This is a genomic window from Flavisolibacter ginsengiterrae DSM 18136, assembly GCF_059568575.1.
Genome location: NZ_JCANTR010000027.1, coordinates 19,749 through 42,051, shown reverse-complemented (window position 1 = coordinate 42,051; position 22,303 = coordinate 19,749). Strand labels below are relative to the sequence as shown.

Sequence of the window (22,303 nt, the reverse complement as noted above, 5' to 3'; positions counted from 1 at the left end):
GGTATCCACACCTGGCTTTTCCCTTGCCAGGTAATCTCCTTTTTCCTGGTAGAAGTTAATACCGTCAACGGTGCCTATGGCTTTAATGGAGCTTATTTGTCTTGGCATAAGATATCGGATTTAGAAAGGCAAAATACTAAAATAATTAGCATTGCAAAAGCCCCCTTGTGAAATATTTATCCACAGTCATCCCTATGCGCTTCCATGTCTTAGCCATAGCTAAAGCATAACAACGGTATAGCAACTCCCTATCTACGGTATGGATACTCCGTGCGGGTACGGAGTATGGTGGGCTTAAGTAGGGCTTTCCCAGGGCTTTGATAGGGAGTAGCTATAAGGTATGCAGGAAGGAGAACCAGGTAGAACTAAGATTTATAGGATTTGAAGGATTATGGAGGAGGTGGGAATTAGTCGGAAGTACGGAGTTCGGAGTCCAGAGTCTGCAGTCTGGAGTCGAGCCCGTTCAGGATGGAGAAACTGTATGTGGTTCTGGCATATTATAGATTAATGGAAATGAATGGTCAACACTTAATTTTCAATTTTCAGAGTAAGAAAAGTTAGGATCTAAAGGGTTAAGAGATGTAAGTGTTGAGCTTTCAATTGGTTGCCTGGTCAGGCAAAGTACCTGGGAGAGGAATGCGGCTTTAATTGCAGTTAACATTTAAAACCGGTTAACAATGGTACCTTACAAAGAAATTCACCCTCATGCTCCTGAATCTCTCCAAAGCTTTTAGTTTCGATAATGATAATGACAATTTTAAGGTCGATTATATTTTCATAAAGAACACTTCTGAAGCAACTCCACAATTATGGCTGGTATTTAATGTTTCTATGAATGATTCGGAAAAAAGAGAATACCGCCTGGGAATGACCCAATCCACATTGTATCAAAATAATGAGACCATTGAAGCCATGATCAAAAAGGAAACACTTATGACGCAGGCTGTTTAAACCTGGTGTCTGTAATTTCCTTTACTTGTTTATGATTTCCCATAAAACGGGATAAATACATGGCTGTACGGCTTTCCTTAGAACTTTTAATTTTTGCAGGAGGCCCCTCGGCAACGATACGACCACCCTCTTCCCCGGCACCCGGACCCATATCTATTATCCAATCGCTAGCAGCTACTACGGCCATATCATGTTCAACCACTATTACAGTATTACCGGCATCAACCAAACGGTTCAGCTGGGTGATCAGTTTTTCTACATCAGAGGGATGCAGCCCTGTAGTAGGTTCATCAAGAATATAAAGGGTATTGCCACGGCCAGCCCTTTGCAGTTCAGTAGCCAGCTTGATGCGCTGTGCTTCGCCACCTGATAATTCAGTTGCTGGTTGCCCTAACCGCAGGTAACCCAAACCAACTTCATGTAAAACCGATAAAGACCTGCTCACCGTTGCATCTTCAGCAAAAAAATCAATTGCTTCATCCACTGTAAGGCCCAGTACCTCCGCAATATTCTTATCCCTGTATCTGATCTCCAATGTTTTTGCATTATACCGGGTTCCTCCGCAAACAGGGCAAGGCGCATATACGCTGGGAAGAAAAAGCAGTTCCACCATTACAAAACCTTCTCCTTCACAATTCTCACACCTTCCTTTTCCCACATTAAAAGAGAATCGTCCGGCATCATAATGACGGGCACGGGCAGATTTGGTGGCGGTAAAAAGTTTCCGCACATGATCAAAAAGACCGGTATAAGTTGCCAGGTTGGATCTTGGCGTTCGCCCGATAGGCTTCTGGTCAACCCTTACCAGGCGTTTGATATTTTCCATACCAGAGATAATATGTCCTCCGGCAGTTGCAGGTTCCTCAGCAAGCGGAAGTTCTCCTTCCTCCTCCTCCGCAGGCAACTCATGTCCCAAATGTTCGGCTACCAGTTCTACCAGCACCTGGCTAACAAGGGTTGATTTTCCTGATCCGGACACACCTGTAATGGCTGTTAAAACAGAAAGGGGGAAAGAAGCATCGAGGTTCCCGAGATTGTTACGTGTTACGCCTCCCAGTTTCAACCACCCTGAAGGCGTTCGGGGTTCAGCACTGTAAACTCCATTGTATTGAAATAAATGGCGGCGTGTTTGAGAAAACTCCACCTTTTCCAATCCTGCAGGAGGTCCGCTGTATAAGATCTGCCCTCCTTTTTCTCCAGCTGCCGGACCTACATCTACGATCCAGTCCGCATGCCGGATCACATCGATTTCGTGCTCAACAACAAAAAGTGAATTACCGGAAGCTTTTAGCCGGTCCAGTGCTCTCAATAAAGCTTCTGTATCTGCAGGATGCAAGCCGGCCGATGGTTCATCCAGCACATACACTACCCCAAAAAGATTGGAGCGTACCTGTGTTGCCAGGCGAAGTCTTTGCAATTCTCCAGGTGATAGTGTGGGTGTACTTCTTTCCAGGGATAAGTAGCCAAGTCCCAGGTCAAGGAGGATATTCAACCGGGCAACTAGGTCTTCAGCAATACGTTGAGTCACCATTACTTTTTCCTGGTGATCCTTTGCCAGCTTTGTCAATTCCAGTGCACTTCCATCGGCATATGGCTGGAATATCTTCAGCAAACGGGCAAGGGGCAGGCGTGACAGCTCAGTGATGTCAAGGCCTGCAAACTTCACGGATAGAGATTCCCTCCTCAGCCTTTTTCCCCCGCAGGTAGGACATTCACTGCTCAACATATATTGCGCTACCCTTTTTTTCATCAGGGCGCTTTGTGTATTGGCAAAGGTGTGCATCACATAACGGCGGGCACCTGTAAAAGTTCCCATGTAACTGGGTTCTTCTTTTCTTTTGATCGCTCTTTTTACCTCTTCCCTGCTGAAGCCTGCATACACGGGAACAGTAGGTTGTTCATCCGTAAATAATATCCAATCCCTGTCTTTCTTTGGCAGGTCTTTCCAGGGAATGTCCACGTCATATCCCAGTGTAGTTAAAATGTCCCTGAGATTTTGACCCTGCCATGCTGAAGGCCAGGCAGCAATAGCCCGCTCCCTGATTGTAAGCGAATCATCAGCCACCATTGATTTTTCCGTAACCTCGTATACCCTTCCCAAACCATGACATTGAGGACATGCTCCTTCCGGCGTGTTGGCAGAAAAAGATTCAGCATATAACAATGGCTGGTTTTTTGGATAGGTGCCCGCCCTGGAATACAACATCCTTAGAAGATTGGACAATGTGGTCACACTTCCCACTGAAGAACGGGTGGTGGGTGAACCCCTCTGTTGCTGCAAGGCCACAGCAGGCGGCAGGCCATCAATTTCATCTACTACAGGCACAGGCATCTGGTGAAACAACCGGCGTGCATAAGGTGATACCGACTCAAGATACCGCCTCTGCGCTTCCGCATACAGGGTACCGAAGGCAAGGGAGGATTTACCTGACCCCGAGACACCCGTAAATACTACCAATGCATCGCGGGGAATCTCTAAACTGACATTTTTTAAATTGTGTTCCCTGGCTCCCCGAACGCGGACAAATCCTTCTTTGTTTTCTTGCTTACCTTTCAGCGACATAGTCCATGCTAATTCAAACTCTATGCCCTGTGCAATATAAAATCCAGGCTGAAGAGATTAATTTCATCGCTTCATAACTTGCCAACAACGTAATTATGAGTGCATTAGGCTATTATTCTGTAGATTATAACAGAACATTGCACCGGGTTGTGCAAATTGAAATAAAATAAACCTATCTTCACAGCATACGTTGAGCTCCGCATTTAGTTAAGTCAATTAATCTGTTAAGTTATCTTTTCCTGTTAGTTCCCTTCTCTTGTATTGCCTGCTTCAATATTCTGATGGTACAAAAAACCACTTTAATAAGAAACCATGGAGAGATTTAATAAAGAAATCGTAGTTGGCACTGAAAACAAAAGGTTCCAATTTACAAGGATCGACAACATTGATGGTGTAAAATTCTTCATTACCACCGTTGATGAAAATGGCAAACCCCTTTCATTCAGCATGAAAAAAAACAAATTAGGCGACTGGGCGCTAACCCCGGGTTCTTTACGCTGGCTGTACACCATTTCAGAAGAACTTTCTGAAGCCATTTTAGAGACAAGACCAGTTTAGACATTCCATTATAACAATAACACCAATGAACGATTTTAAAAAAACCATAGACCGTATTGACTTCAATTTCAAATTTATCAAGGAAGGCGCAGACGAGGTTTTCATGGTAACTTATGATAACCAAAGCTTCAGGATGATCACTGACCAGGATGGCGTTTGGGGCATCTGGCAACAAGTACCAGGATGGATCAAAGGCATGGAAGAAAGTCTTGCCAGTGCTATTGAAGAAAACTACAAGGCAGACAAAGTAACTGGCTAATACGGCACTAAATAGTTACAAAAACTCTTGCTTCTTCCCGCTTCACCACTTCAACTTATTAGAAGAATTATAGTATTGACCAGGAATAATTGCACTGTTGAAACAGGGCAGCTATTCCTGGCATTATAATACCCTATCATTTGCTTGCTTGCTGTAATAGGTAACTCAGGTCAGCACCGGGGGGTATTGAGGTTTTAGGACTATCCGTCCCTGGAAAAAGGACTCCGCTATTTTCTCCCATATATCGAAGCTTTTCATTTTCCAGCCAAAGAGCGCTGCCTTCCGGCAGGCCAACAACCGGTATGCCCGGGTTAAGAGCAACAAATTCCAATAACCGCTGATCCCTTGTTTCACCATTAAATCCTTCCTTTACTTCATTCAGGTAATGTGGGTTGAGCTGAAAAGGAAGAAAATTCAGCGCTTGAAAACTTTTAGGCTGAATGACAGGCATATCATTGGTGGTGCTGATAGTGCGGCCGGCGATGTTTGAACCTGCACTCCACCCAATATAGGGTGAGCCATTCCTTACCTTGTCTCTTATCAATTCCAAAAGATCTAGTTCGTAAATATCATGAAGTAGCATGAAGGTATTGCCTCCCCCCACCATGATGGCAGATGCTGATGCAATGATTTCATTCGCATTTCCTGGTTCTACTACATTTATGGATAAAGAATGAGATGCGAAAGCTTGACGCACCATGGATCCATATTCCTGGTAATCTTTTGTAACGGAAGCAAAAGGAATAAAAGCAATGGAACCGGCATACCTGCCCAGGAATTCAGTGATCAAAGGAAGGGCTGCCTCCAAAAAACCTCCACTACCTACCCTGGAACTACTTAAGGCTAACATTTTTATACTCATAGGGAATACATATTCTTTATGCTCACAAAGATTAGAATCATTTCCATTGAAATACATTCAAATTATTTCTTTTTGCTGTCGATCTTTTTTTCAACTGCCTTTTTTCTTAATGTCCACCGGGGAATGGGTTCCGGATAGGAAGTATAGCTGGTCTTTTTCGTACTCCCCGTAACGGATTTCAACAGGGCTTTGCTCAACTGGCCAATTTTTGTATTGGTAGTATAGGGTTTCAGTTTTTTATCGTAGTAGGAAACATATACCTCCAGTGCTTTATTGATCACGCGGTATTCATTTTTGGGTTGCTTAAATTTCCGGTAAATGATCATCAACCTGTTATATGGAAATTCATCCATTGGGTCCTGTCTGATGGCTTCTTCATAAATGGAAGCAGCCTTTTCAAGTTCACCTTCCGCCTCAACCATCCTGGCTTGTTCAATCAATTCTGTATAATGTTTCTTCACCGCCATACCCTAACAGTGGAAGATAAAATTATGCCATGCCTTATAGTCAATCATTTGATTGCGCTCCGATTGCAGTAAACATACAATAATAAAATCAGCAGAATTAAATCCCCGGTAGCTACCTGTCACACTTTCACTATTATTGATTATTGCCACCCTGCTTTATATCTTTTCCCGTCATATATTTTAACGGAATAAATACATGCCTTTTGAATTAACTTTAAAGACACTGTTAGATACATCCTTTAGTTATTGACATCAATGTTTTTCCAGATTGTACCATGAATTATTGTAAGGGCTGCATATTACTGGTCTTTTTCCTTTCATCTATTTCGCTGCAGGCGCAGCAAAGCGATTGTATACTCAAAGATCCCCCTGTCTTTCATATGCACTTTGGACATGGACAGGTGAAAGATGTCAATGCCAGTCCACCCCCCAACTATACAAGGGCAGATGGGGATTGTCCGCGTGATGGAGAATATACCTATAGCTCTTCCACACCAGGTTGTAATAATGGCGACTGGTTTGTTTTGAATGAAGACCATACCCCAGGAGACAGCGAAGGCAATATGATGCTGGTGAATGCCTACCCGGGAGGGGGTGTATTTTTACAATATCCAATAACAGGGTTAAAGGAAAATACAAGCTATGAATTTGCCTTATGGCTGATCAATGTTTGCCGGCTCTATATCTGTTGCTCCAATCTATCTCCCAATATTTTAGTGGATCTAAGAACGGTATCAGGAAAAAGCATCGCCAAATTTCTTGTCAATAGCCTGGGACAGACGGAAACCGCCCAATGGGTAAGGCAGAAAGCATTCTTTACAATGCCGGCAGGTGAAACGCAACTTATCATGACCATGGAAGATATAACCATAGGTGGTTGTGGTAATGATTTCGCATTGGATGATATTACATTAAGGGAATGTATAAAACCTGAACCGCCTGTTACCCAAAAACCTAAGGACCTGCCACCAACTGTTGCAAAAACCCAGGCTCCCAAGGTTAAAAAACCGGCTAAAAAAGAAGTGCCCGAAATCAATAACCAACCGTCAGTTCAAAAGACCACAATTACCACAGAAGAAAAGGAGACATCACAACCCACAGTAACTATTGCCAATGTGCAGGCACCCATACCTCTTGTGCTTCGAACCAGGGAAAATCCATTGGTCAGGCAGATACAGATCCCCGCTGGTGAAATAAAGATCGACCTGTATGACAATGGTGAAATAGATGGAGATACAGTTACCATCTATCATAATAATGAGCTGGTGGTTTCCAAAGCGCGGCTTTCGCAAAAACCTGTTACCATTCAGATAAAGCTGGACAAGTCGCACCCGCATCATGAATTAGTGATGGTGGCGGACAACCTTGGATCCATCCCACCGAACACTTCTTTAATGATCGTAACGGCAAAGGATAAACGTTACGAGGTATTTATCTCTTCCACCGAACAAAAGAACGCAAGGGTAAATATTGATCTTAAGGAATGAGGAAGTGGGTTTTTTAAACCCCTTTTAAAAAATCCCAATGGAGTTATAAAGAGATATAGACCAGGTCTCCAGCTTCGGGCGTTACATCATGCAGTAGAATAATGATAGGCTGTGACTGCACCCTTACGATAACTTCCCATGCATATCCACAAAAACGGGTTGATTCAACTATTGCTTTTACACCTTTGCCTTCTCCAGTCCTTTTAAATTCTTCCGGACGTATAAAGCTGTTAATGCGATTGAGCTCAAGGTCAGTATACGCTGAGAAGGCCAGTGCCAGTGCAGGTGTCAAAATATTATACTTGCCAAACAGGGCTGCTACATATTCATTCACGGGTTCCCTGTAAATTTTCACAGGAACGCCCTGCTGGACAATACTTCCCTCTTTCAATACATAGATCATATCAGCCCAGGAAAGCGTATCCAGAGGATCATGAGAAATAAGCAGGCAGGTGATGTCAAGGTGTTCTCCAATATCATGGATCACTGATTTCAGGATATTCTTATGAATGCCATCAAGATTGGAAAAAGGTTCATCCAGCAACAAAAAAGAAGGTGCCGCTACTAATACAAGGGCAAGGGCTATACGTTGCTTTTCACCTCCTGATAATTGATGGGTCCATCGGTGTAACAAATGATCCACACGGCAGACAGCGGCAATGGTATGTACTTCTTCAGCCCCCAGGTGGCTGACCATAGATAATAATTCCTCTACCCTGTAATGATTCCTTAATTCAAAATATTGTGACAGGTATCCAATACCCGGGTGACCTGGTATTAATTTTTCATCAGGGCCATGCACTCTTTTGCCTTCAAAATAAACTGCTCCTGATGTAGGTTGCAAAAGCCCCGCTATCATTTTCAGCAGTGAAGTTTTTCCTGAACCGGTAGCACCTGCAATGGCTATTTTTTGATTGTGTTCCTGGCTAAAGCTTATATTGTTTACAATCAAACTACCTTCCTCTACCCTGCTAAGACCCGACACTGTAAGTAAACTCATTGATAACCTGTTGTTCTCCAATAATTGCCTGTTGCTTGCCAGGCCAGATACAGTGACAAAAATAGAGAAGGAAAATGGAAAGGGATCCGGGATAGTCTTTTAAGCCAGGATGGATAGTTGTAAGTTCCGGCTACTTTCCTACCCATTCTTTAAAGCTTGCAGATCGTTCTCTGCTGATGATGATATCAGAATACTGGGTTTGAGGATGTATTTGAAGCTTTAGCTTACCATTAAAATAGGAATGTATTTCGTCTATGCTTTTTACATGAATGATGCTGCTGCGGTTGGCGCGGAAAAATAACCTGGGATCCAGTTGTGTCTCCAGTTCTTCCAGTGTATAGTCAACGATATATTTATGCTTATCCCAGGTGATCATATAACAAACCCTTCCCTCAGCTACCATATATGCCACCTGGTTTATTTCCACTGTTATCAGGCGCTGCCCCTGCTTAACCAAAAACCTGTCCCTGTATCCACTATGTTGTAGTTGATGCTTCAGGTCATTTACAAGGCTTTTCATGTCTATTAAGGGTAGTACAGTATGGGCATCCCGGTCTGCATATTTATGGTATTTTTCAAGTGCAAGCCTTAGATCTTCCTTTTCAACAGGTTTCAGCAGGTAATCAATGCTGTTGACTTTAAATGCCCTGATGGCATAAGCATCGTAGGAAGTTGTAAATATCACAGGACATTTTACCTCTGTGCGGTTAAATATCTCGAAGCTTAATCCATCTGTAAGTTCAATATCCATTAAGACAAGATCTGGGTGCGGGTTGGTTTCCAACCACCGCACTGTGCTTTGAATACTATGCGTGATTCCGGCAATGACAGCCTTCTCTTCAACTTCCACAACAGTTGTTTTAAGCTTTTCCACAGCCAGGTCCTCATCTTCAACTATTAGTATGTGCATACATTTTGCTTTGAATGAGTGGAATGGTAACCTTGAATTCAGTTTCAGTTTCCAAAACAATAACCTCTGGCTGTCCCAGCAATTTATACCTGGCAATGATATTAGCCAGGCCTATGCGCGTTGATACAACATCTGTAAGTTTTTTCTGCAAATTATTGGTAACAGTCAATTGACCTTTCCCTGAGACCATCGAAATGACCAGAGGAGTTTCTTTCTCCACAATATTATGCTTGATCGCATTTTCAATGAGCAATTGAAGCGTAAGGGCAGGGACCTGGTATTGAAGGACATCATCGTCGATGTGCAGATCAAGAAACAGACCATCTGAAAACCTGGTCTTCAGCAAATGAAAATAAGAATTGATAAATCTAAGTTCCGTTTCCAGGGTCACCAGTTCCTCTTCATTACTTTGAAGAAGATACCGGTACACCTTACTCATTTCAGACAGGAACTTTTGGGCCCTTGCGGGATCTTTAGTAATGAGAGAAGATACCGTATTGATGCTGTTGAAAAGGAAATGAGGGTTCACCTGTTGTTTCAGAGAATCATACTGGCTTTGCAGGTTGATCCTTAGCAATTCCTCCTTTTCTGCCTCAAGCCATCCCAGGCGCCTGGAATATTCCAGGGCTTCATAAATTCCGGCATGCACCGTTGCCAGCACCAGGCTGCAGATGGTTATCACTGGTATTATTTTGTATGGATCGCCCACATGAACACCCCGCACCAGGTGAAAAACATAAAAGCTAATAAGGAAAAGAAAGCTTGTGGAAATAAAACAGGCGAAGGCAGCCAGCCAGAATCTTTTCTTTCTTTTACCAACGGCATCCTGTTGATGAATAGTACGGATCCAGTAACGGTTCAATTCCAGGATGAGTACAATGCTTACCAGGTAATAGAAAACAAAGAACCAGGTGCCATTAACACCGGTGCCATGCCTGTCCAGGTTCAACAGCATGTTGACCGACAATAAGGCAATACCCCCGATCCGGACCCATTTGTCATTGATCTGCTTTGACTGCCTGTCCTTGTAGTTGAACTCTTTCAAAGGTTACTATTTAGGCTGTTTGAAAAATACGTTATTTTTTTATCTGGTAAGTATCTGCCTTAAACCTGATCTTCTGATCCATTCCTTCAATAGCTACCGTAATAAACAATGCACCATCCCGACCTTCAATGGTAAAGCCTGCTCCTCTTTCTTCTCCATTCCCTTTTGCCAGCACAGATGAAAAGATTGTTTTGCCTTTTTTGAAACCATTGGGCCAATGGCAATTCCAACCTATGACAGATCCAGTTACTTCATCTGCACCATTACCATTTTTTTGCAACACAACCTGTGTAGGTGAGATCAGAAGCGTTGACTCTTCAACAACGCTGTTTTCTACAACATCTTTAGAATTCAGGTATTCTGTTTTCGAGGCCTTATACATAACTGTGTTTTGACATTGCGCCCTGGCAACTACGGAAGATGCAATAAAAAGGACGATTAAAAGTATCTTATGCATGTTAAAAAGTTTAGAGCTCAAATCTCCATTTTCAAAGCCTGCATGCAAACATCCATGGTAATGAAGCGTCGGAATAATGCTATGAAGCAACAGGGGTTGTAAGTTCATTACAACTTATGTACGTCTTGATTCTGAATCTCTCAACCTCATGCCCTATTCCATTGCCTGGCGAACAATTTCAATGCAGCTTTATCAAAAAATATGGCACACCAATCAGCAATACGCTATACACCCTATTCAAGGACCCTTCGATTATGGCATTGGAGCAGTTTTATTATCATATGCATGTTGTTGCTTACTATCCTGGTAAGCAAATCATTTTTAAACTGGCTATTTGTCAACAATACCATTTACGAAGGCATGGCAAAAGAAGGCATCCATCTTCTCCCAGGGCAGACAGTAACGACAGCAGGCCTGTTGCGGGAACGTATATGGAGCTGGCATACCTACCTCGGATACATTTTAAGCCTTCTCTTTGTATTCAGGATTGTCCTGGAATACTTTCAGCCCCGTGATCAAAAACTGGCGGGAAAGATCAGGATGGCCTGGTTCCAAAAAAGAAAAGAATCCGCAATGGCCAGGCATTACCTTTTTGTCAGGGTCATATACTTATTTTTTTATATTCTGATAGCTGCAATGTCCGGAACAGGTATCTGGATGGCCTTTCACAAGCAACCATGGTATATGGAAACTTTCCATTCTGTAAAAGAAATCCATGAGAATTGCTTCCTGTTGCTGCTTTTATTTATCGCTATCCACCTGGCTGGCGTCATCAGGTTTGAAAGAAAACACCGCTCCAATCTTATTTCTGCCATGGTGCATGGTGGCAGGCTGCAAACGTAGGAGCAGGAACCAAATCGCGCTTTTTTAAAATACAGGTAGTTTTACTATTGTTTACAATCAAGTGAACCCCTACCTTTGACTTGGTTTTTCATAGGATATTGGATTTTACACGAGGCAGGATTTCTATCCAGCCTTTTTCTTTTTTAAAGCTTTCTTGTTTATGATCCACTACCCATACAATCGTAAAATTTCTATCACCTACATCGTTGATCTACTAACATCTAAGTAATTACCATAATCAAAAATTAGGGCATTATTGCCATTGCACAGGCCGCTAAATGAGGTTAGTTTTGTGTCAGAAGTTGATTGATAAGCATATCAATCCTAATCCAAAAGTCCAGAAAGATCGTCCATAACATAACTAATCCTGATCCTGGAAAAACCAAAAACAAAATCCAATATCAGTCAACTTCTTACTTTATCCTTTGAAAGCCCGTTTATAATCCGTATTCCTAACATTGTCCTGAATCCTTTGAAAACCAAAAGGCGTACCGTTCCGAAAACAAACAAAATTTACAAAACCAACGCCGAATAATTTAGTCCCCTCATCGGAGGGGATTTTTTTATTTGCCTCATTTCTCCATCCTTTCGTGGCGTATTTGTTGATGCTTTCTAATAAAATTCGGTATATGTCAAGCAAGCAAGTATCCGGTAGTGCCAGTGGAAAGGTGGTAGTTATTACAGGTGCCTCCAGCGGTGCAGGAAGGGCCATAGCAGTGGAACTGGCAAAGCAGGGCGCCAGGCTTATTTTAGCCGCCCGGCGGGAGGAAGCATTAAACGAAGTGGCAGAAGAATGCAATGCTTTAGGTGGCACTGCAATTGCTGTCACGGCCGACACAAGGTATACGGATAATATGCAGGAACTGGCAAGGGCTGCATACCTTACAGGAGGCCGCATTGACATGTGGGTGAATAATGCAGGGGTGTTGGCAGCAGGTGAATTTGAACAATTACCCGCCCAGGTTAATGAAGACGTCATTCGTACCAACCTGGTAGGCTATATGAACGGTGCCTATGCCGTACTTCCCTATTTTAAAAACCAGGGCAATGGCATATTGGTGAATAATATATCAGTGGGCGGATGGATCGTCACGCCATATGCTGCAGCCTATACAGCCAGCAAATTCGGTCTGCGTGGATTCTTTGAATCCCTGAAAGGGGAATTAAGAAATTATCCCAATATTCATGTTTGTGACCTATACCCGGGATTTTTAGACACCCCGGGCATGCAGCATGCTGCCAATTATACTGGAAGATCCTTAAAACCAGCTCCGCCGGTTTATGATCCCAGGAGAGTGGGTAGGGCTGTAGCCTCACTTTTTGATTTGCCCGAATCCACTGTAACCATTGGATCTGCATCCGGTTTCCTAAAACTGGCACATGCAGTATGCCCGGTGCTTAGCCGCAATATAACAGCTTCGGTCATACGGGGCTATCTCAAAAAGGCTTCACCATTAGAAAACACTATGGGCAATGTGATCGAACCAGTTGAATTCGGATATAATATTGACGGAGGATGGAGGAATTCACCTTCAAAACACTGGCTGGCGAAAGCATTACTGGTAACTTCTGTTATAGCAGGCCTTGTATTACTTCAACGTAAATAACCATTGTTCCAGGTAAACCGGTCGATAGAAATCATTACACCATTGGGAACTGCAAGCTATATAGGTCCTGTTACCTGCCCGGTTTTGGTTTCCCGGCTTTTTATGCATCCAGCAACTGCTGGAAGGTAGCTATGGCTTCATTTTGCCATTCATTGAACCTGGTCTCATAACTTTCTTCAATAACTCCGTTTATCCACATGAAATTGTGACGTTCACTATTTAACCGAGTAAGGAAAAAGTCATAATTGTCCTCAGCTTTCTTGTGCACAATAACATGGGTTCCATCTTTCAACCGGAAATCAAAAGGGAATGTAAGGTCCATACCAGATTGTTTACGGGATACGCATGCAAATACCATACAAGCATCTCATAGTTTCCAATTGCTTTATTTCGGTGTATCCTGTTTACAGGAACAGGCTACCAGTCACCTAATTATTAAGCTATTAAATAACATAGATGGATTGCCCGGGTAAATAAGTAACACAACTATCTTTTACCCCTGGTTGAATGTTCTGCAGGATTTGTAAAATGTTGGGGATTTAATTTCTTATAAATGATCGTGGATAATTGGGCAACTCTCTTTCTTTGTTCAAAAACTTCTTCCCAGGGAGTACCATTCAGAAGGCGTTGTTGCAACTCATCGGATTCCCGCTCATACAACTGGTTAAGCCGGTCTATATCCAATGCCCACAGATCTTTCATAACTCACTGGTTTAAAAAAGATACTGTCACAAAAACTAAGCCCTTTCGGTTTTTCCCCTAGAAATATTTCTTTGATATTTTTCCACAATACAAGCTCTTCAATAAAAACCAAGATAGGAATAGCATGGTTATCTAAAAAAGTAAAGGCCCTACCCAGGACCTAAACTGCTTTTCATAGGACGATATTTTTTAAGGAACGATGTTGACCTTTAGTTTAAAATCTACCAGGAATTCATCCTTTACCTGCACAATGCCAGCCAGTTTGCGGGGAGGTGTGAGGCTAAAATCGGAAAAATAAAATGTTTTGGTACCATTTAACAGGTATCCGGAAGTGCCATTATTGACAAAAACATAGGGTATCTGGAGAACCTTGCGAACACCCGCCAGCTCCACTTCTACCATGCCTTTAATGCATTGAGCAGTAAATTGAGGTTCGGGTAAATGTTCAAGGGAAAGAAAACGGATCCTGAGCCTGGGATACTGATCTGCCTTAAGGGTTTTTCTAAGGTCTTTGGTGATCATTTTGCTATGACAATCGAATTTGAATACATCCACTTCAAGGTCACCTGAAAGTCTTACATCTTTACTGCTGGAAAGCTGGGATACAAAGATGGTATCTGTCTGGTAGTACCCGGGCACCTGGCAATTGAATTCGTTCACATTGCTTTTGCCTGTCACAGTAATGGTACTGCTTTTTTCAATCGTCCATTTGGCAGGAGGATTTACCGGATTGGTAGAAATGAAAAGGGCCAGGATTGGAAATAATTTGAGAGAAAACATACAACCATTTTTATAGGAATCAGAAAAAAGGATGGGCCAGTTTATTGACCCATCCTTTACCTTATGATGAAGGTCAGAGGTTAGAAACCTACTACTGCTTCAACTACATAACCATTGAATTTACCACCATTACGATAATCAGATGTTGGGAAATCTTTGTATTTCTGTTGAACTAATTCTGCTTTTAAAAGAACGTTTCTTGTTAAGAACCAGCCAGCTGCACCAGCGATGCGATCAACTTTTACATCGTTGTTGATACCAGTTAATTGTGCTGTTACTGTGTTGTAACGGCCACCGATGAACAGGTTCTCATTAGTTCCGAATCTGTAGATCACTTCACCAGCCAATTGATTCATTTTCCTGTTGGAAGTTTCAGTTTTAGTGCGGCCTTTTGCTGTTTCATAAGTACCAAACAGTTCCAGTCCTTTCACTTTAAGGAAACCATTCAACATAATGGCATCAACTTTTTTGCTGAATCCTGGGTTTAACCTGCCAGAGAAAGCTGCTGCTGTAGAAGCTACTGCTGCACCACTGGCAACCCATTTTTCAACTACATTCTGATAGTTAGAACCGGTACGGTCGCCACCATATAATGTCAAACCACTTCCGGCATTGCTTGAGTTGTGATAATAGCTACCAGCTAAACGGATTCTTGCAACATCACCGATAGATTTATCGATACCACCTTTCAGGTAAATAGAAGGAGACCTGTTGGTGTTGGCATCTACTACGGAACCATTTACTTTACCTTCTGTGGCAGAGTCAATGTTTCCTTTGATCATACCATTGGTAACGCCCAGCATTCCAAACAAACCATTCTTTTGCAGGTAAACCTCACCACCGATTTCTGTTGCGAAAGCGTCAGCAATGTAACCATCCATGAAAGGATTGTACAATGTTTGACCACCATCTGAGCGGCGGAAATGCTCATCACCATAGTTGATTTCCATGTGACCAACTTTAATGGTTGCTATCTTCATCAGGTTTGTCCAGAACTCACCTTTGAATGGAAGTTTATCAAATTGGATATATCCACCTTTTACCCATGCTTCATTGTGGTGACGGGCAGAAAGGTAAGTTACCACGTTCAAACGGATACCATCGGCCAGTTGCACATCCAGGTTCAGGTTAGCTTGTGCTGTCATGAAACCGGGAGCCAAAGGATATAATTTATTAGCACCTGCTGTTGCAATGGTGTTACCACCATTATTCAATGCGGTGTTTTCATGTTTCAGGTTTTGAAATTGTTGTGTGAAACCAGCTCCAAAACGTACCCTTGGTCCTTCAAAAGGAATGCTGTCAGGCACTTTAGTTGTTTCAAACACATTGATACCTCTTTGATCATAAGGACGCCAGTAGGATGGTCTTAGGTAAAACTCTTTATCCTGGGCTTTAGATGTTAGTGGCAATAATCCAATAAGAACAACCAGCACTTGTAGGATGTATTGCAGATTTGACTTTTTCATAAATTTTAATTTTTGTAGTTAGTGGTTGGATAGTAGTTACAGTTTTAAAAAATTTGTTTAGTTCTTATTTGGTGATTTTGGCATTGTAAGTAATGGAAATACCGTTACCAGTTTTGATTGTTCCGAACAGAGCTGTTGGAGGTTCAACATTATAGTCTGTCATGTTCATTTTCTTCACACCTGATAAGGTAAAGCTTTGATCAGCTGCATTGTATTTTACATTAGCCAGCAATTCTGTTTCTTTTGTAGTTCCGGCTATTGACAATTTACCAACTGCTTTGATTTTGTAGTTAGCAGCATCTACCGGGGTAACAGTGCCAGAGGTTAATGTAAATGTGATGTTTTTGTAGTTTTTAGATTTTAAGGCTTTGAAAGTGTTATTGTCCATAGATCCATGTCCACTTTTCAAAGTTTCCACAGGAACAGAGAAATTAAGGGAGGAAATACCGGTTAATTTGTCACCAGTAAGAACCAGGTTCATATCACACTGGCCTTTTTCTGATTTAATAGTCCATTCGTGCAGTGAAGATGTACCATCTACAGCAATACTTAAATTGTTGGTGCGATACAGTAATGAGTTATTGCTTTCTTTTATAGTGAAAGAAAACATGGTCGTTAAGATAAGTACGAGTGCGGGAAGAACGCTAAAGCGTCGAATAGAAGTCATTGTTTCAAGATTTTTCAGTGTTATAAAATTTGCTTTGTTTTTTGTTAATAGCATGACACAAAAGTATTCCCAACCAATATCGTTATAGCTGACCCTTATAAGTCTGCTACATGATTATACTCACCTTTGATATGGATGCAGGTTAGGTTTCTGATAAAGGACAGAAAGGTATTATTTGCCCGGAGCTGGTTGCAGCAATACCATTATATATATACACCTGTTATGACGGCAAAGCATACTGGATGAGGATCTGCGGGGTAACACACATTCAAGCAGCGTCTGATTGATGCACTCTTTTATTATACATGCATAATTGCATATCGGGATTGTAACATCACCAGTCACTTGATGTCAACGTCACAAAAAAAGACCCGCATATACTTTATAGTTGGACAACAATCAAAAAAGACAAGCGTGTATATTAATCTAACAGTAAAAGAACAATTAATGCTTTACAGGGCCTTGCAGCATGGTAAATAGGAATGTTATTTTTTCAACTTTTCCTGGTACTAATTATACAGTTTCAGGAAGAACTGATGAAAGTCATAAAGTAAACTTAACTACATCATACTATTTCATTTGCATTATGGCTTGTTTTGCATTCAGAGATAATGAGTGAATAATAAAATGCGAATGCTATGAAATTGAAATTACAATACGAGAAAACGATCAGCGAGGTAAAGAAAGAATTCACCCAGGTATTCCCGCATTTGAAAGTTGAATTTTGTACAACAGAAAATCAAAATCTGGTTGCCACGCACGCTTTACCTGATACCACAGCACTTGGAGACATCACCGGTGTGCTAAAAGAAGGGTTTGTTGATATAGCTTCAACTACGCCTTTAAAGGAAATTGAAAAAGTACTACAACAACAATATTGCCTGCCTGTTCAGATTTGTTACAGGCCAGCACAATGATTTGGTCTTAGCAGAGTGTCGATGAAGGGGAACTTAAGCAGTGGGTTCCCCTTTCAATTTTTAATAACTGAAGCAATTATTTCTTTTCTCCGGCAGTTTCCTTACATTTTTCAGCCAGGCTGGCTACATACTTCACATCCATCAGGGCGGGCGCCGCACTATCCATACTGGGATATCCAGATTTCAATTGTTCCAGGATGCATTTACATTGCACATAGGCAGCAGGTTCCCCTATTTTGACCTTCGCACTGTCCACACAACCAGACATGAATTCATTTTCTTCCTCCTTTGGCCAGGTATAAGTCTTTGAGCTGGCAGATCCTTTATCAATTGATACAGGTGTCTTTGGTCCATTCTTGCAAGCTGTTAACAAGGCTAAGGCAAACATGGGAACGATGAACTTTTTCATATTGATGGGTTAAGGGTTCTGACTAAAGCTTTCATGAATGTATCAAAAATTAAGATAACCGGTGTCATTTAAGATAAAAGGAACAGGATACCTTAAGCTCATGCATTTCTGGCATTTTTTATGCTTATGAGTTCCGATCTCAAAAAATCAGGGAAACTACCGAACCAAATTCCCTGCTTTATTTCTTTACCCCTTATAAAAAACATTATGACCAGCACCATCTCCTATCCATGGACAAAGGAAAAAGCAGTTCAATTGGGCATTTCTGAAGAAATTCTAACCTGCGCCCTCGATATTCTTTTCCAAAACCGCAACCTGGTTAATGCCATAGATAATAAGGTTGAAATGGATGACTACATCTACAGAGCCATCTTAAAACAGGCATTTTCCCAATATAAAGAACAGGCACAATTGGCCCTGGAAGATGGTGACGTATCTGAAAGACTGCAGGCAGAAAAAGAATTATCGGTCATTAGCCGAGAAGAATTGGTTACCGACCCTTTTTACAGGGCTGTTCTCCCTCTATTGATCAAAGTTGTAAGTCCTGACCCTATTTTAAGGATGCATGCGGAATTAACTTCTTCCATTGTGCTGGACCTTGCAGACTTTAAGCGAAAACACAGGACCACTTCTGTAACAGAGGTTTTTGTACGCCATTGTGCTGCAGAGCTTCATAGCTCATCAATAAATTGACCTTAAATATTATATATAAATAACTATCTCATACAACCTTTGGGCATTCATTGCCGTCTTTTAGGTATAGGATGTAGGACTTTAAACAAAACTCAGGGGCTGGATTTTTATTCGGCCCCTTTTCTTTTGCCCTTACCTTCTACTTTAATAGAATTTTTTACACCCATTAAACCCTGGGATTGTTTTACAGTCTTAGTTAACGAACAAATGATCCGTTATTAAATGTTCGGCCCGTTGACAAGTACCCTGGAACGTTGTTAACCCATATGAAAACTCCCTAAGGAAAACACCACACCCTATCTATGTGAAACCGGTATCTATATACCGGTTTTTTCTTTTCCCTTCTTTAATGGCATAAAAATTACAGCAGTACACTTACTAACCTTCAATTTTACAATTATGGCACCCAAAAACGGACCTAAGAACAAAGGCACAAATAAGGCTGCTGAAGAAGAAGGAGAAATATCAAAAGTTAATAGAAAAGAAACCAGGGAAGAACAGGAAAATGTCACTATAGATAAAGATGCCCAACATTATTTTGATGCCCAGGACGAAGACCAGGAGCTAAATACCGATGACAACAAGGAGATCCCTCTTTAACAGTAAAAGACTATAGTGTACACCGGTAGCAGTATCAGGCGTAAAGACCCAGCATTTTTTCCGTCAGTTCTTCCAGCTCACGCATATTGTTGGGTTTAACAAAGTATTCGGTAGCTCCATTTTTAAGACATTCCTTCATATGAATATGGGCATTTGAAGTGCTTAAAATAAGCTTAGGAATGGGTCTGTACCTGGGTTGCTCTGCCATTTGAGAGAGTACTTCAGATCCTGTAAGTTCAGGCATATTATAATCGAGGATGATCAGCCCGGGCAGCGATTCGTCTGTACAGGATGCAAGGTATTCCATTACCTGTTTTCCATTAGATACCGAATGAACCGATACATCCGGTTCCTTACTCAGGATCACTTCCTGCAATAACTCTACATCTTCAATATCATCATCGGCCACCAGGATGGTACGTTTTTCAGGCATATTCTTGATCTTTTCCAGCCAAAATTTTAATGCTGGGAACGGCGTCAAAAGTAATATAAGAAAAATTATAGTTGAACTTAATTAACACTCCGGAATAGTAAAGCAATATTAAAATATGGCCCGCATCATACAGGCTGATTTTGCCTGGCCCCGAATAGTATTGATTCAACAAGTCTATCCGTTGCCTACTCTTTGGATTTCCTCACCTGCAGCTCTTTCTGCAGGCTTTGCAGCTTTAAATGTCTTACCAAAACGGTAGGTAAAGGATAGCGTCACTACCCTTGTATCCCTCGTGAGCTTGAATGTTTCTGTGGCACTGTAAAAGGAAGTGAACCCTTTCATCCATTGGGTATAAAACAGGTCCCGGGCCGCCAGTTTCAGGTTGCCCTTATTTTTCATTACTGATTTTGAAACACCTAATGATAACTGCCCGGCCGGATCTACTACTTCCTGTATATCATTTTTGCTTTTTGAAGTATAAAATCCGGATAGCTCCCCTCCCCATCCTTTTTTAAAGCGGAATTGCTGGTTCATATTCAAGCTCCACTGTGTAAACCGGGCATTATAGTTTTTCTCAATAAACCCTTCCATATTCCGCCGGTTTACCACTCCCTGCATTGTCATACTCCACCAGGAGCTAACCGGGAGTTGCAAGGAAACAGATAACCCAAGGTTTTGCAACCGGGTAAGATTACCCTCCGTATAGATCACCAATCCATTGCTATCTACAGGAAATACCTGTGAAAAATAATCTGTTGTAGTGCTATAGGATAGTGAGGTGACCAACAGGTTTTTATAACTATGCGAAAGATTGATATTCCAGGTGTATTGTGGACGGAAATACGGGTTGCCTTGTTGGTAAGTATATTTATTGATAATGAAAACAAATGGATTGAGCTTTTGAAATGCAGGTCTGTCAATGCGCCTGCCAGCACTTAATGAAAAGCTATTGGCAGAATCCGCATCTATGGCAAATGAAAAATTAGGGAACAGGCTGTTATAGCTTCGCGAGAAAGAGGAATCTTTTACAATGGAATTTCCCAACTGGTTGGCTATATAAGCAGTCCTTTCAAAACGCAATCCACCCTGTATATGTAACGCTGCCAGGTCTTTTTTACCTGATAGGTACAGTGCATGTATATCCTCGGTATATAAAAAATGGTTGCTTTTCCCTTCATCTGGATACCAGCTATTGCCATCAAGCCATTCATAGGCAGCCAGGTTGTCTGTTGTGATATGGGCTGTTTTAATACCTGTTTCCCATTTCAATCCTTTCCAGGCATCAGCATAATCTGCCCTGCCTGATAGTATTTTGATAGTAGAAGGAAGGGAAGCCCTTGTTGCTTCCTGGTAAACAGCAGGGTAAAGGCCACCATTAATAAAATGCTGGGAAGCTTTTATGGTATATCCAACCAGGTCGATAGCACTGCTGAAGGTTCGGGAGGCCGAAGCATAATGGTTAAAACTTAAACTGGCACCGCCACTTTCCCAGTGATTATTGTTGTTACTGATGGTTTGTATGATCGAGTCAGTTCCTCCTCCCGGGGCCAGCCACCGTGCTTCATTATTCCCACCGCTTTTCCGATTCAAAACCAGGCCGGTAAATACCAATCCAATGGTTGACCGTGCATTAAGGTTATAATCAAGCCCTGTTCTCAGGTTATGAACTGATCCCCGCCCGTCAAGAAAACTCGGTTGTTCCAGGATTGAAGCAAGGGTTATGTCATCCTGCCTGTAGTACCTGCGGGTGGCTTCTATTCTTGTAAAATTCCTGTTACTGTTCAAACTGTAATTAAGGAAGGTATTGAAGGCCCCAGACCTATAGTTCAATTGCAGATTGTTGTTATACTTGGCATATCGACCCTGGGAATAAGCAGTGGTCAGTGAACTATTGAAGCCTTTTTGATTGGTCTTTTTGGTTTTGATATTGATCACGCCTGCATTACCTGCTGCATCAAAAGATGCGGGTGGAGCATCCATGATTTCCACCTGGCTGATCTGCGATGCGCTCATTCCGCCCAGCAATGTGGAAAGTTGTGCACCATCAAGGTAGGTTTGCTTACCATCTACCAGTATGGTCACACCACTTCTACCTTTTAAAAGCACATTACCCTCCTTATCCATGGTTATGCCCGGGAGCTTTTCCAAAGCTTCCATTGCCGTTGTCCCTGCCGATGAAAAACCCGCTTCCATATTAACCACTGTTTTCCCTGGCTTTATTTCAATAAAAGGCTTATGCGCTGTAACGGTTACTCCAGCTAAGGATTTATTTCCGGTTTGGAGTTGTACATCAGGCAATTGTAAATAATCAGATCCCGGAAATTCAAATAACCCTCCCAGGCGACCGGCAAAACCTACCCTGCTTGCCCTGGTGAAATAAGAACCTGGCTTTAGGTTGGAAAACCAGGCAATACCCGAAGAGTCGGTCAATCGGGCCATTACAAAGGAAGAATCACTTGCTTTTAGTAATTCGATGGTGACATCTGGTAACCCCTGGCCATTTTCATCCAATACTTTTTGACGGATTACCGGTACCTGCTGGGCCATTAAAGGTAAAAGGCCTCGCAAAAACAGGATCAGTCCCATTATTAATATCCTATGCTGCTTTCTCATTCAGCTTCCAATAT

At 41.9% G+C, this 22,303-nt stretch carries 24 protein-coding genes; 9 read left to right on the top strand and 15 right to left on the bottom strand.

What is annotated here, in order from left to right; genetic code table 11:
- The first annotated feature begins 705 nt into the window (after positions 1-705).
- On the top strand, positions 706-951 hold the full coding sequence (locus BP74_RS19850) for a hypothetical protein (RefSeq protein ID WP_496376972.1): 246 nt from the start codon (positions 706-708) through the stop codon (positions 949-951).
- Here the strand turns inward: BP74_RS19850 and uvrA are convergent.
- On the bottom strand, positions 932-3,514 hold the full coding sequence (gene uvrA / locus BP74_RS19845) for an excinuclease ABC subunit UvrA (RefSeq protein ID WP_496376970.1): 2,583 nt from the start codon (positions 3,512-3,514) through the stop codon (positions 932-934). The two genes, BP74_RS19850 and uvrA, sit on opposite strands and share 20 nt — an antisense overlap.
- A 312-nt stretch (positions 3,515-3,826) precedes the next feature.
- On the opposite strand from uvrA, the gene BP74_RS19840 reads away from it, so the two are divergent.
- A complete protein-coding gene (locus tag BP74_RS19840; protein ID WP_496376968.1) occupies positions 3,827-4,072 on the top strand; it encodes a hypothetical protein in 246 nt (81 codons plus the stop codon).
- Between the two features lie 25 nt (positions 4,073-4,097).
- Positions 4,098-4,331, top strand: a complete 234-nt coding sequence (locus tag BP74_RS19835; RefSeq protein ID WP_496376966.1) for a hypothetical protein — start codon at positions 4,098-4,100, stop codon at positions 4,329-4,331.
- 136 nt (positions 4,332-4,467) lie between these two features.
- Here the strand turns inward: BP74_RS19835 and pepE are convergent, their stop codons facing one another.
- Positions 4,468-5,193, bottom strand: coding sequence for a dipeptidase PepE (pepE, locus tag BP74_RS19830; RefSeq protein WP_496376964.1), 726 nt, complete (start codon positions 5,191-5,193; stop codon positions 4,468-4,470).
- Positions 5,194-5,255: 62 nt separating this feature from the next.
- The gene (locus BP74_RS19825; protein ID WP_496376962.1) at positions 5,256-5,660 is read right to left on the bottom strand and encodes a tetratricopeptide repeat protein; all 405 of its coding nucleotides are present in this window, start codon (positions 5,658-5,660) and stop codon (positions 5,256-5,258) included.
- A gap of 275 nt (positions 5,661-5,935) precedes the next feature.
- Between BP74_RS19825 and BP74_RS19820 the strand changes: the two genes are divergently transcribed.
- Positions 5,936-7,147, top strand: a complete 1,212-nt coding sequence (locus BP74_RS19820; protein ID WP_496376960.1) for a hypothetical protein — start codon at positions 5,936-5,938, stop codon at positions 7,145-7,147.
- A 43-nt stretch (positions 7,148-7,190) separates the two neighbouring features.
- Here the strand turns inward: BP74_RS19820 and BP74_RS19815 are convergent, their stop codons facing one another.
- The 4 genes from BP74_RS19815 to BP74_RS19800 form a co-directional block, all read right to left on the bottom strand.
- The gene (locus BP74_RS19815; protein WP_496376959.1) at positions 7,191-8,147 is read right to left on the bottom strand and encodes an ABC transporter ATP-binding protein; all 957 of its coding nucleotides are present in this window, start codon (positions 8,145-8,147) and stop codon (positions 7,191-7,193) included.
- 130 nt (positions 8,148-8,277) lie between these two features.
- A complete protein-coding gene (locus BP74_RS19810) occupies positions 8,278-9,057 on the bottom strand; it encodes a LytR/AlgR family response regulator transcription factor (RefSeq protein ID WP_496376957.1) in 780 nt (259 codons plus the stop codon).
- Positions 9,038-10,102 carry a sensor histidine kinase gene (locus tag BP74_RS19805; protein WP_496376955.1) on the bottom strand — a complete coding sequence of 355 codons (1,065 nt, stop codon included), beginning with the start codon at positions 10,100-10,102 and terminating at the stop codon, positions 9,038-9,040. The genes BP74_RS19810 and BP74_RS19805 overlap by 20 nt, the downstream gene beginning before the upstream one ends.
- A 31-nt stretch (positions 10,103-10,133) precedes the next feature.
- Positions 10,134-10,559, bottom strand: a complete 426-nt coding sequence (locus BP74_RS19800; RefSeq protein WP_496376953.1) for a hypothetical protein — start codon at positions 10,557-10,559, stop codon at positions 10,134-10,136.
- Positions 10,560-10,760: 201 nt separating this feature from the next.
- On the opposite strand from BP74_RS19800, the gene BP74_RS19795 reads away from it, so the two are divergent.
- Both BP74_RS19795 and BP74_RS19790 read left to right on the top strand, forming a co-directional pair.
- Positions 10,761-11,402, top strand: coding sequence for a cytochrome b/b6 domain-containing protein (locus BP74_RS19795; protein WP_496376951.1), 642 nt, complete (start codon positions 10,761-10,763; stop codon positions 11,400-11,402).
- A gap of 629 nt (positions 11,403-12,031) precedes the next feature.
- On the top strand, positions 12,032-13,009 hold the full coding sequence (locus tag BP74_RS19790) for an SDR family oxidoreductase (protein ID WP_496376949.1): 978 nt from the start codon (positions 12,032-12,034) through the stop codon (positions 13,007-13,009).
- A 100-nt stretch (positions 13,010-13,109) separates the two neighbouring features.
- Here BP74_RS19790 and BP74_RS19785 read toward each other — a convergent pair whose 3' ends face one another.
- The 5 genes from BP74_RS19785 to BP74_RS19765 all read right to left on the bottom strand — a co-directional run bounded on the left by BP74_RS19785 (position 13,110) and on the right by BP74_RS19765 (position 16,624).
- Positions 13,110-13,331 (bottom strand): hypothetical protein, encoded by a 222-nt coding sequence (locus BP74_RS19785; protein WP_496376947.1) that lies wholly within the window; start codon positions 13,329-13,331, stop codon positions 13,110-13,112.
- A gap of 164 nt (positions 13,332-13,495) precedes the next feature.
- Positions 13,496-13,711, bottom strand: a complete 216-nt coding sequence (locus BP74_RS19780) for a hypothetical protein (protein WP_496376945.1) — start codon at positions 13,709-13,711, stop codon at positions 13,496-13,498.
- 189 nt (positions 13,712-13,900) lie between these two features.
- Positions 13,901-14,491 carry a hypothetical protein gene (locus tag BP74_RS19775; protein ID WP_496376943.1) on the bottom strand — a complete coding sequence of 197 codons (591 nt, stop codon included), beginning with the start codon at positions 14,489-14,491 and terminating at the stop codon, positions 13,901-13,903.
- Positions 14,492-14,571: 80 nt separating this feature from the next.
- On the bottom strand, positions 14,572-15,957 hold the full coding sequence (locus BP74_RS19770) for a hypothetical protein (protein ID WP_496376941.1): 1,386 nt from the start codon (positions 15,955-15,957) through the stop codon (positions 14,572-14,574).
- A 64-nt stretch (positions 15,958-16,021) separates the two neighbouring features.
- A complete protein-coding gene (locus tag BP74_RS19765; RefSeq protein ID WP_496376939.1) occupies positions 16,022-16,624 on the bottom strand; it encodes a YceI family protein in 603 nt (200 codons plus the stop codon).
- Between the two features lie 638 nt (positions 16,625-17,262).
- On the opposite strand from BP74_RS19765, the gene BP74_RS19760 reads away from it, so the two are divergent.
- The gene (locus tag BP74_RS19760) at positions 17,263-17,541 is read left to right on the top strand and encodes a hypothetical protein (RefSeq protein WP_496376937.1); all 279 of its coding nucleotides are present in this window, start codon (positions 17,263-17,265) and stop codon (positions 17,539-17,541) included.
- Positions 17,542-17,617: 76 nt separating this feature from the next.
- On the opposite strand, the gene BP74_RS19755 is transcribed toward BP74_RS19760, so the two are convergent.
- The gene (locus tag BP74_RS19755) at positions 17,618-17,950 is read right to left on the bottom strand and encodes a hypothetical protein (RefSeq protein ID WP_496376935.1); all 333 of its coding nucleotides are present in this window, start codon (positions 17,948-17,950) and stop codon (positions 17,618-17,620) included.
- Between the two features lie 207 nt (positions 17,951-18,157).
- Here BP74_RS19755 and BP74_RS19750 point away from each other — a divergent pair, with 207 nt between their 5' ends.
- The gene (locus tag BP74_RS19750) at positions 18,158-18,643 is read left to right on the top strand and encodes a hypothetical protein (RefSeq protein WP_496376933.1); all 486 of its coding nucleotides are present in this window, start codon (positions 18,158-18,160) and stop codon (positions 18,641-18,643) included.
- Positions 18,644-19,042: 399 nt separating this feature from the next.
- Complete coding sequence (locus BP74_RS19745; protein ID WP_496376931.1) at positions 19,043-19,243, top strand: hypothetical protein; 201 nt, start codon at positions 19,043-19,045, stop codon at positions 19,241-19,243.
- A 34-nt stretch (positions 19,244-19,277) separates the two neighbouring features.
- On the opposite strand, the gene BP74_RS19740 is transcribed toward BP74_RS19745, so the two are convergent.
- Positions 19,278-19,676 carry a response regulator gene (locus BP74_RS19740; RefSeq protein WP_496376929.1) on the bottom strand — a complete coding sequence of 133 codons (399 nt, stop codon included), beginning with the start codon at positions 19,674-19,676 and terminating at the stop codon, positions 19,278-19,280.
- 174 nt (positions 19,677-19,850) lie between these two features.
- Complete coding sequence (locus BP74_RS19735) at positions 19,851-22,289, bottom strand: outer membrane beta-barrel protein (RefSeq protein ID WP_496376927.1); 2,439 nt, start codon at positions 22,287-22,289, stop codon at positions 19,851-19,853.
- Between the last annotated feature and the right edge of the window lie 14 nt (positions 22,290-22,303).

Excerpts from the sequence above, each read along its gene's own strand:
- BP74_RS19785 (WP_496376947.1), bottom strand. The coding sequence starts at position 13,331 with ATGGACCTTACATTCCCTTTTGATTTCCGGTTGAAAGATGGAACCCAT.
- BP74_RS19800 (WP_496376953.1), bottom strand. The coding sequence starts at position 10,559 with ATGCATAAGATACTTTTAATCGTCCTTTTTATTGCATCTTCCGTAGTT.
- BP74_RS19765 (WP_496376939.1), bottom strand. The coding sequence starts at position 16,624 with ATGACTTCTATTCGACGCTTTAGCGTTCTTCCCGCACTCGTACTTATC.
- BP74_RS19755 (WP_496376935.1), bottom strand. The coding sequence starts at position 17,950 with ATGAAAAAGTTCATCGTTCCCATGTTTGCCTTAGCCTTGTTAACAGCT.
- BP74_RS19780 (WP_496376945.1), bottom strand. The coding sequence starts at position 13,711 with ATGAAAGATCTGTGGGCATTGGATATAGACCGGCTTAACCAGTTGTAT.
- BP74_RS19775 (WP_496376943.1), bottom strand. The coding sequence starts at position 14,491 with ATGTTTTCTCTCAAATTATTTCCAATCCTGGCCCTTTTCATTTCTACC.
- uvrA (WP_496376970.1), bottom strand. The coding sequence starts at position 3,514 with ATGTCGCTGAAAGGTAAGCAAGAAAACAAAGAAGGATTTGTCCGCGTT.
- BP74_RS19760 (WP_496376937.1), top strand. The coding sequence starts at position 17,263 with ATGAAATTGAAATTACAATACGAGAAAACGATCAGCGAGGTAAAGAAA.
- BP74_RS19750 (WP_496376933.1), top strand. The coding sequence starts at position 18,158 with ATGACCAGCACCATCTCCTATCCATGGACAAAGGAAAAAGCAGTTCAA.
- BP74_RS19745 (WP_496376931.1), top strand. The coding sequence starts at position 19,043 with ATGGCACCCAAAAACGGACCTAAGAACAAAGGCACAAATAAGGCTGCT.
- BP74_RS19840 (WP_496376968.1), top strand. The coding sequence starts at position 3,827 with ATGGAGAGATTTAATAAAGAAATCGTAGTTGGCACTGAAAACAAAAGG.
- BP74_RS19850 (WP_496376972.1), top strand. The coding sequence starts at position 706 with ATGCTCCTGAATCTCTCCAAAGCTTTTAGTTTCGATAATGATAATGAC.
- BP74_RS19835 (WP_496376966.1), top strand. The coding sequence starts at position 4,098 with ATGAACGATTTTAAAAAAACCATAGACCGTATTGACTTCAATTTCAAA.
- BP74_RS19795 (WP_496376951.1), top strand. The coding sequence starts at position 10,761 with ATGGCACACCAATCAGCAATACGCTATACACCCTATTCAAGGACCCTT.
- BP74_RS19820 (WP_496376960.1), top strand. The coding sequence starts at position 5,936 with ATGAATTATTGTAAGGGCTGCATATTACTGGTCTTTTTCCTTTCATCT.
- BP74_RS19815 (WP_496376959.1), bottom strand. The coding sequence starts at position 8,147 with ATGAGTTTACTTACAGTGTCGGGTCTTAGCAGGGTAGAGGAAGGTAGT.
- BP74_RS19825 (WP_496376962.1), bottom strand. The coding sequence starts at position 5,660 with ATGGCGGTGAAGAAACATTATACAGAATTGATTGAACAAGCCAGGATG.
- BP74_RS19810 (WP_496376957.1), bottom strand. The coding sequence starts at position 9,057 with ATGCACATACTAATAGTTGAAGATGAGGACCTGGCTGTGGAAAAGCTT.
- BP74_RS19735 (WP_496376927.1), bottom strand. The coding sequence starts at position 22,289 with ATGAGAAAGCAGCATAGGATATTAATAATGGGACTGATCCTGTTTTTG.
- BP74_RS19790 (WP_496376949.1), top strand. The coding sequence starts at position 12,032 with ATGTCAAGCAAGCAAGTATCCGGTAGTGCCAGTGGAAAGGTGGTAGTT.
- BP74_RS19770 (WP_496376941.1), bottom strand. The coding sequence starts at position 15,957 with ATGAAAAAGTCAAATCTGCAATACATCCTACAAGTGCTGGTTGTTCTT.
- BP74_RS19740 (WP_496376929.1), bottom strand. The coding sequence starts at position 19,676 with ATGCCTGAAAAACGTACCATCCTGGTGGCCGATGATGATATTGAAGAT.
- pepE (WP_496376964.1), bottom strand. The coding sequence starts at position 5,193 with ATGAGTATAAAAATGTTAGCCTTAAGTAGTTCCAGGGTAGGTAGTGGA.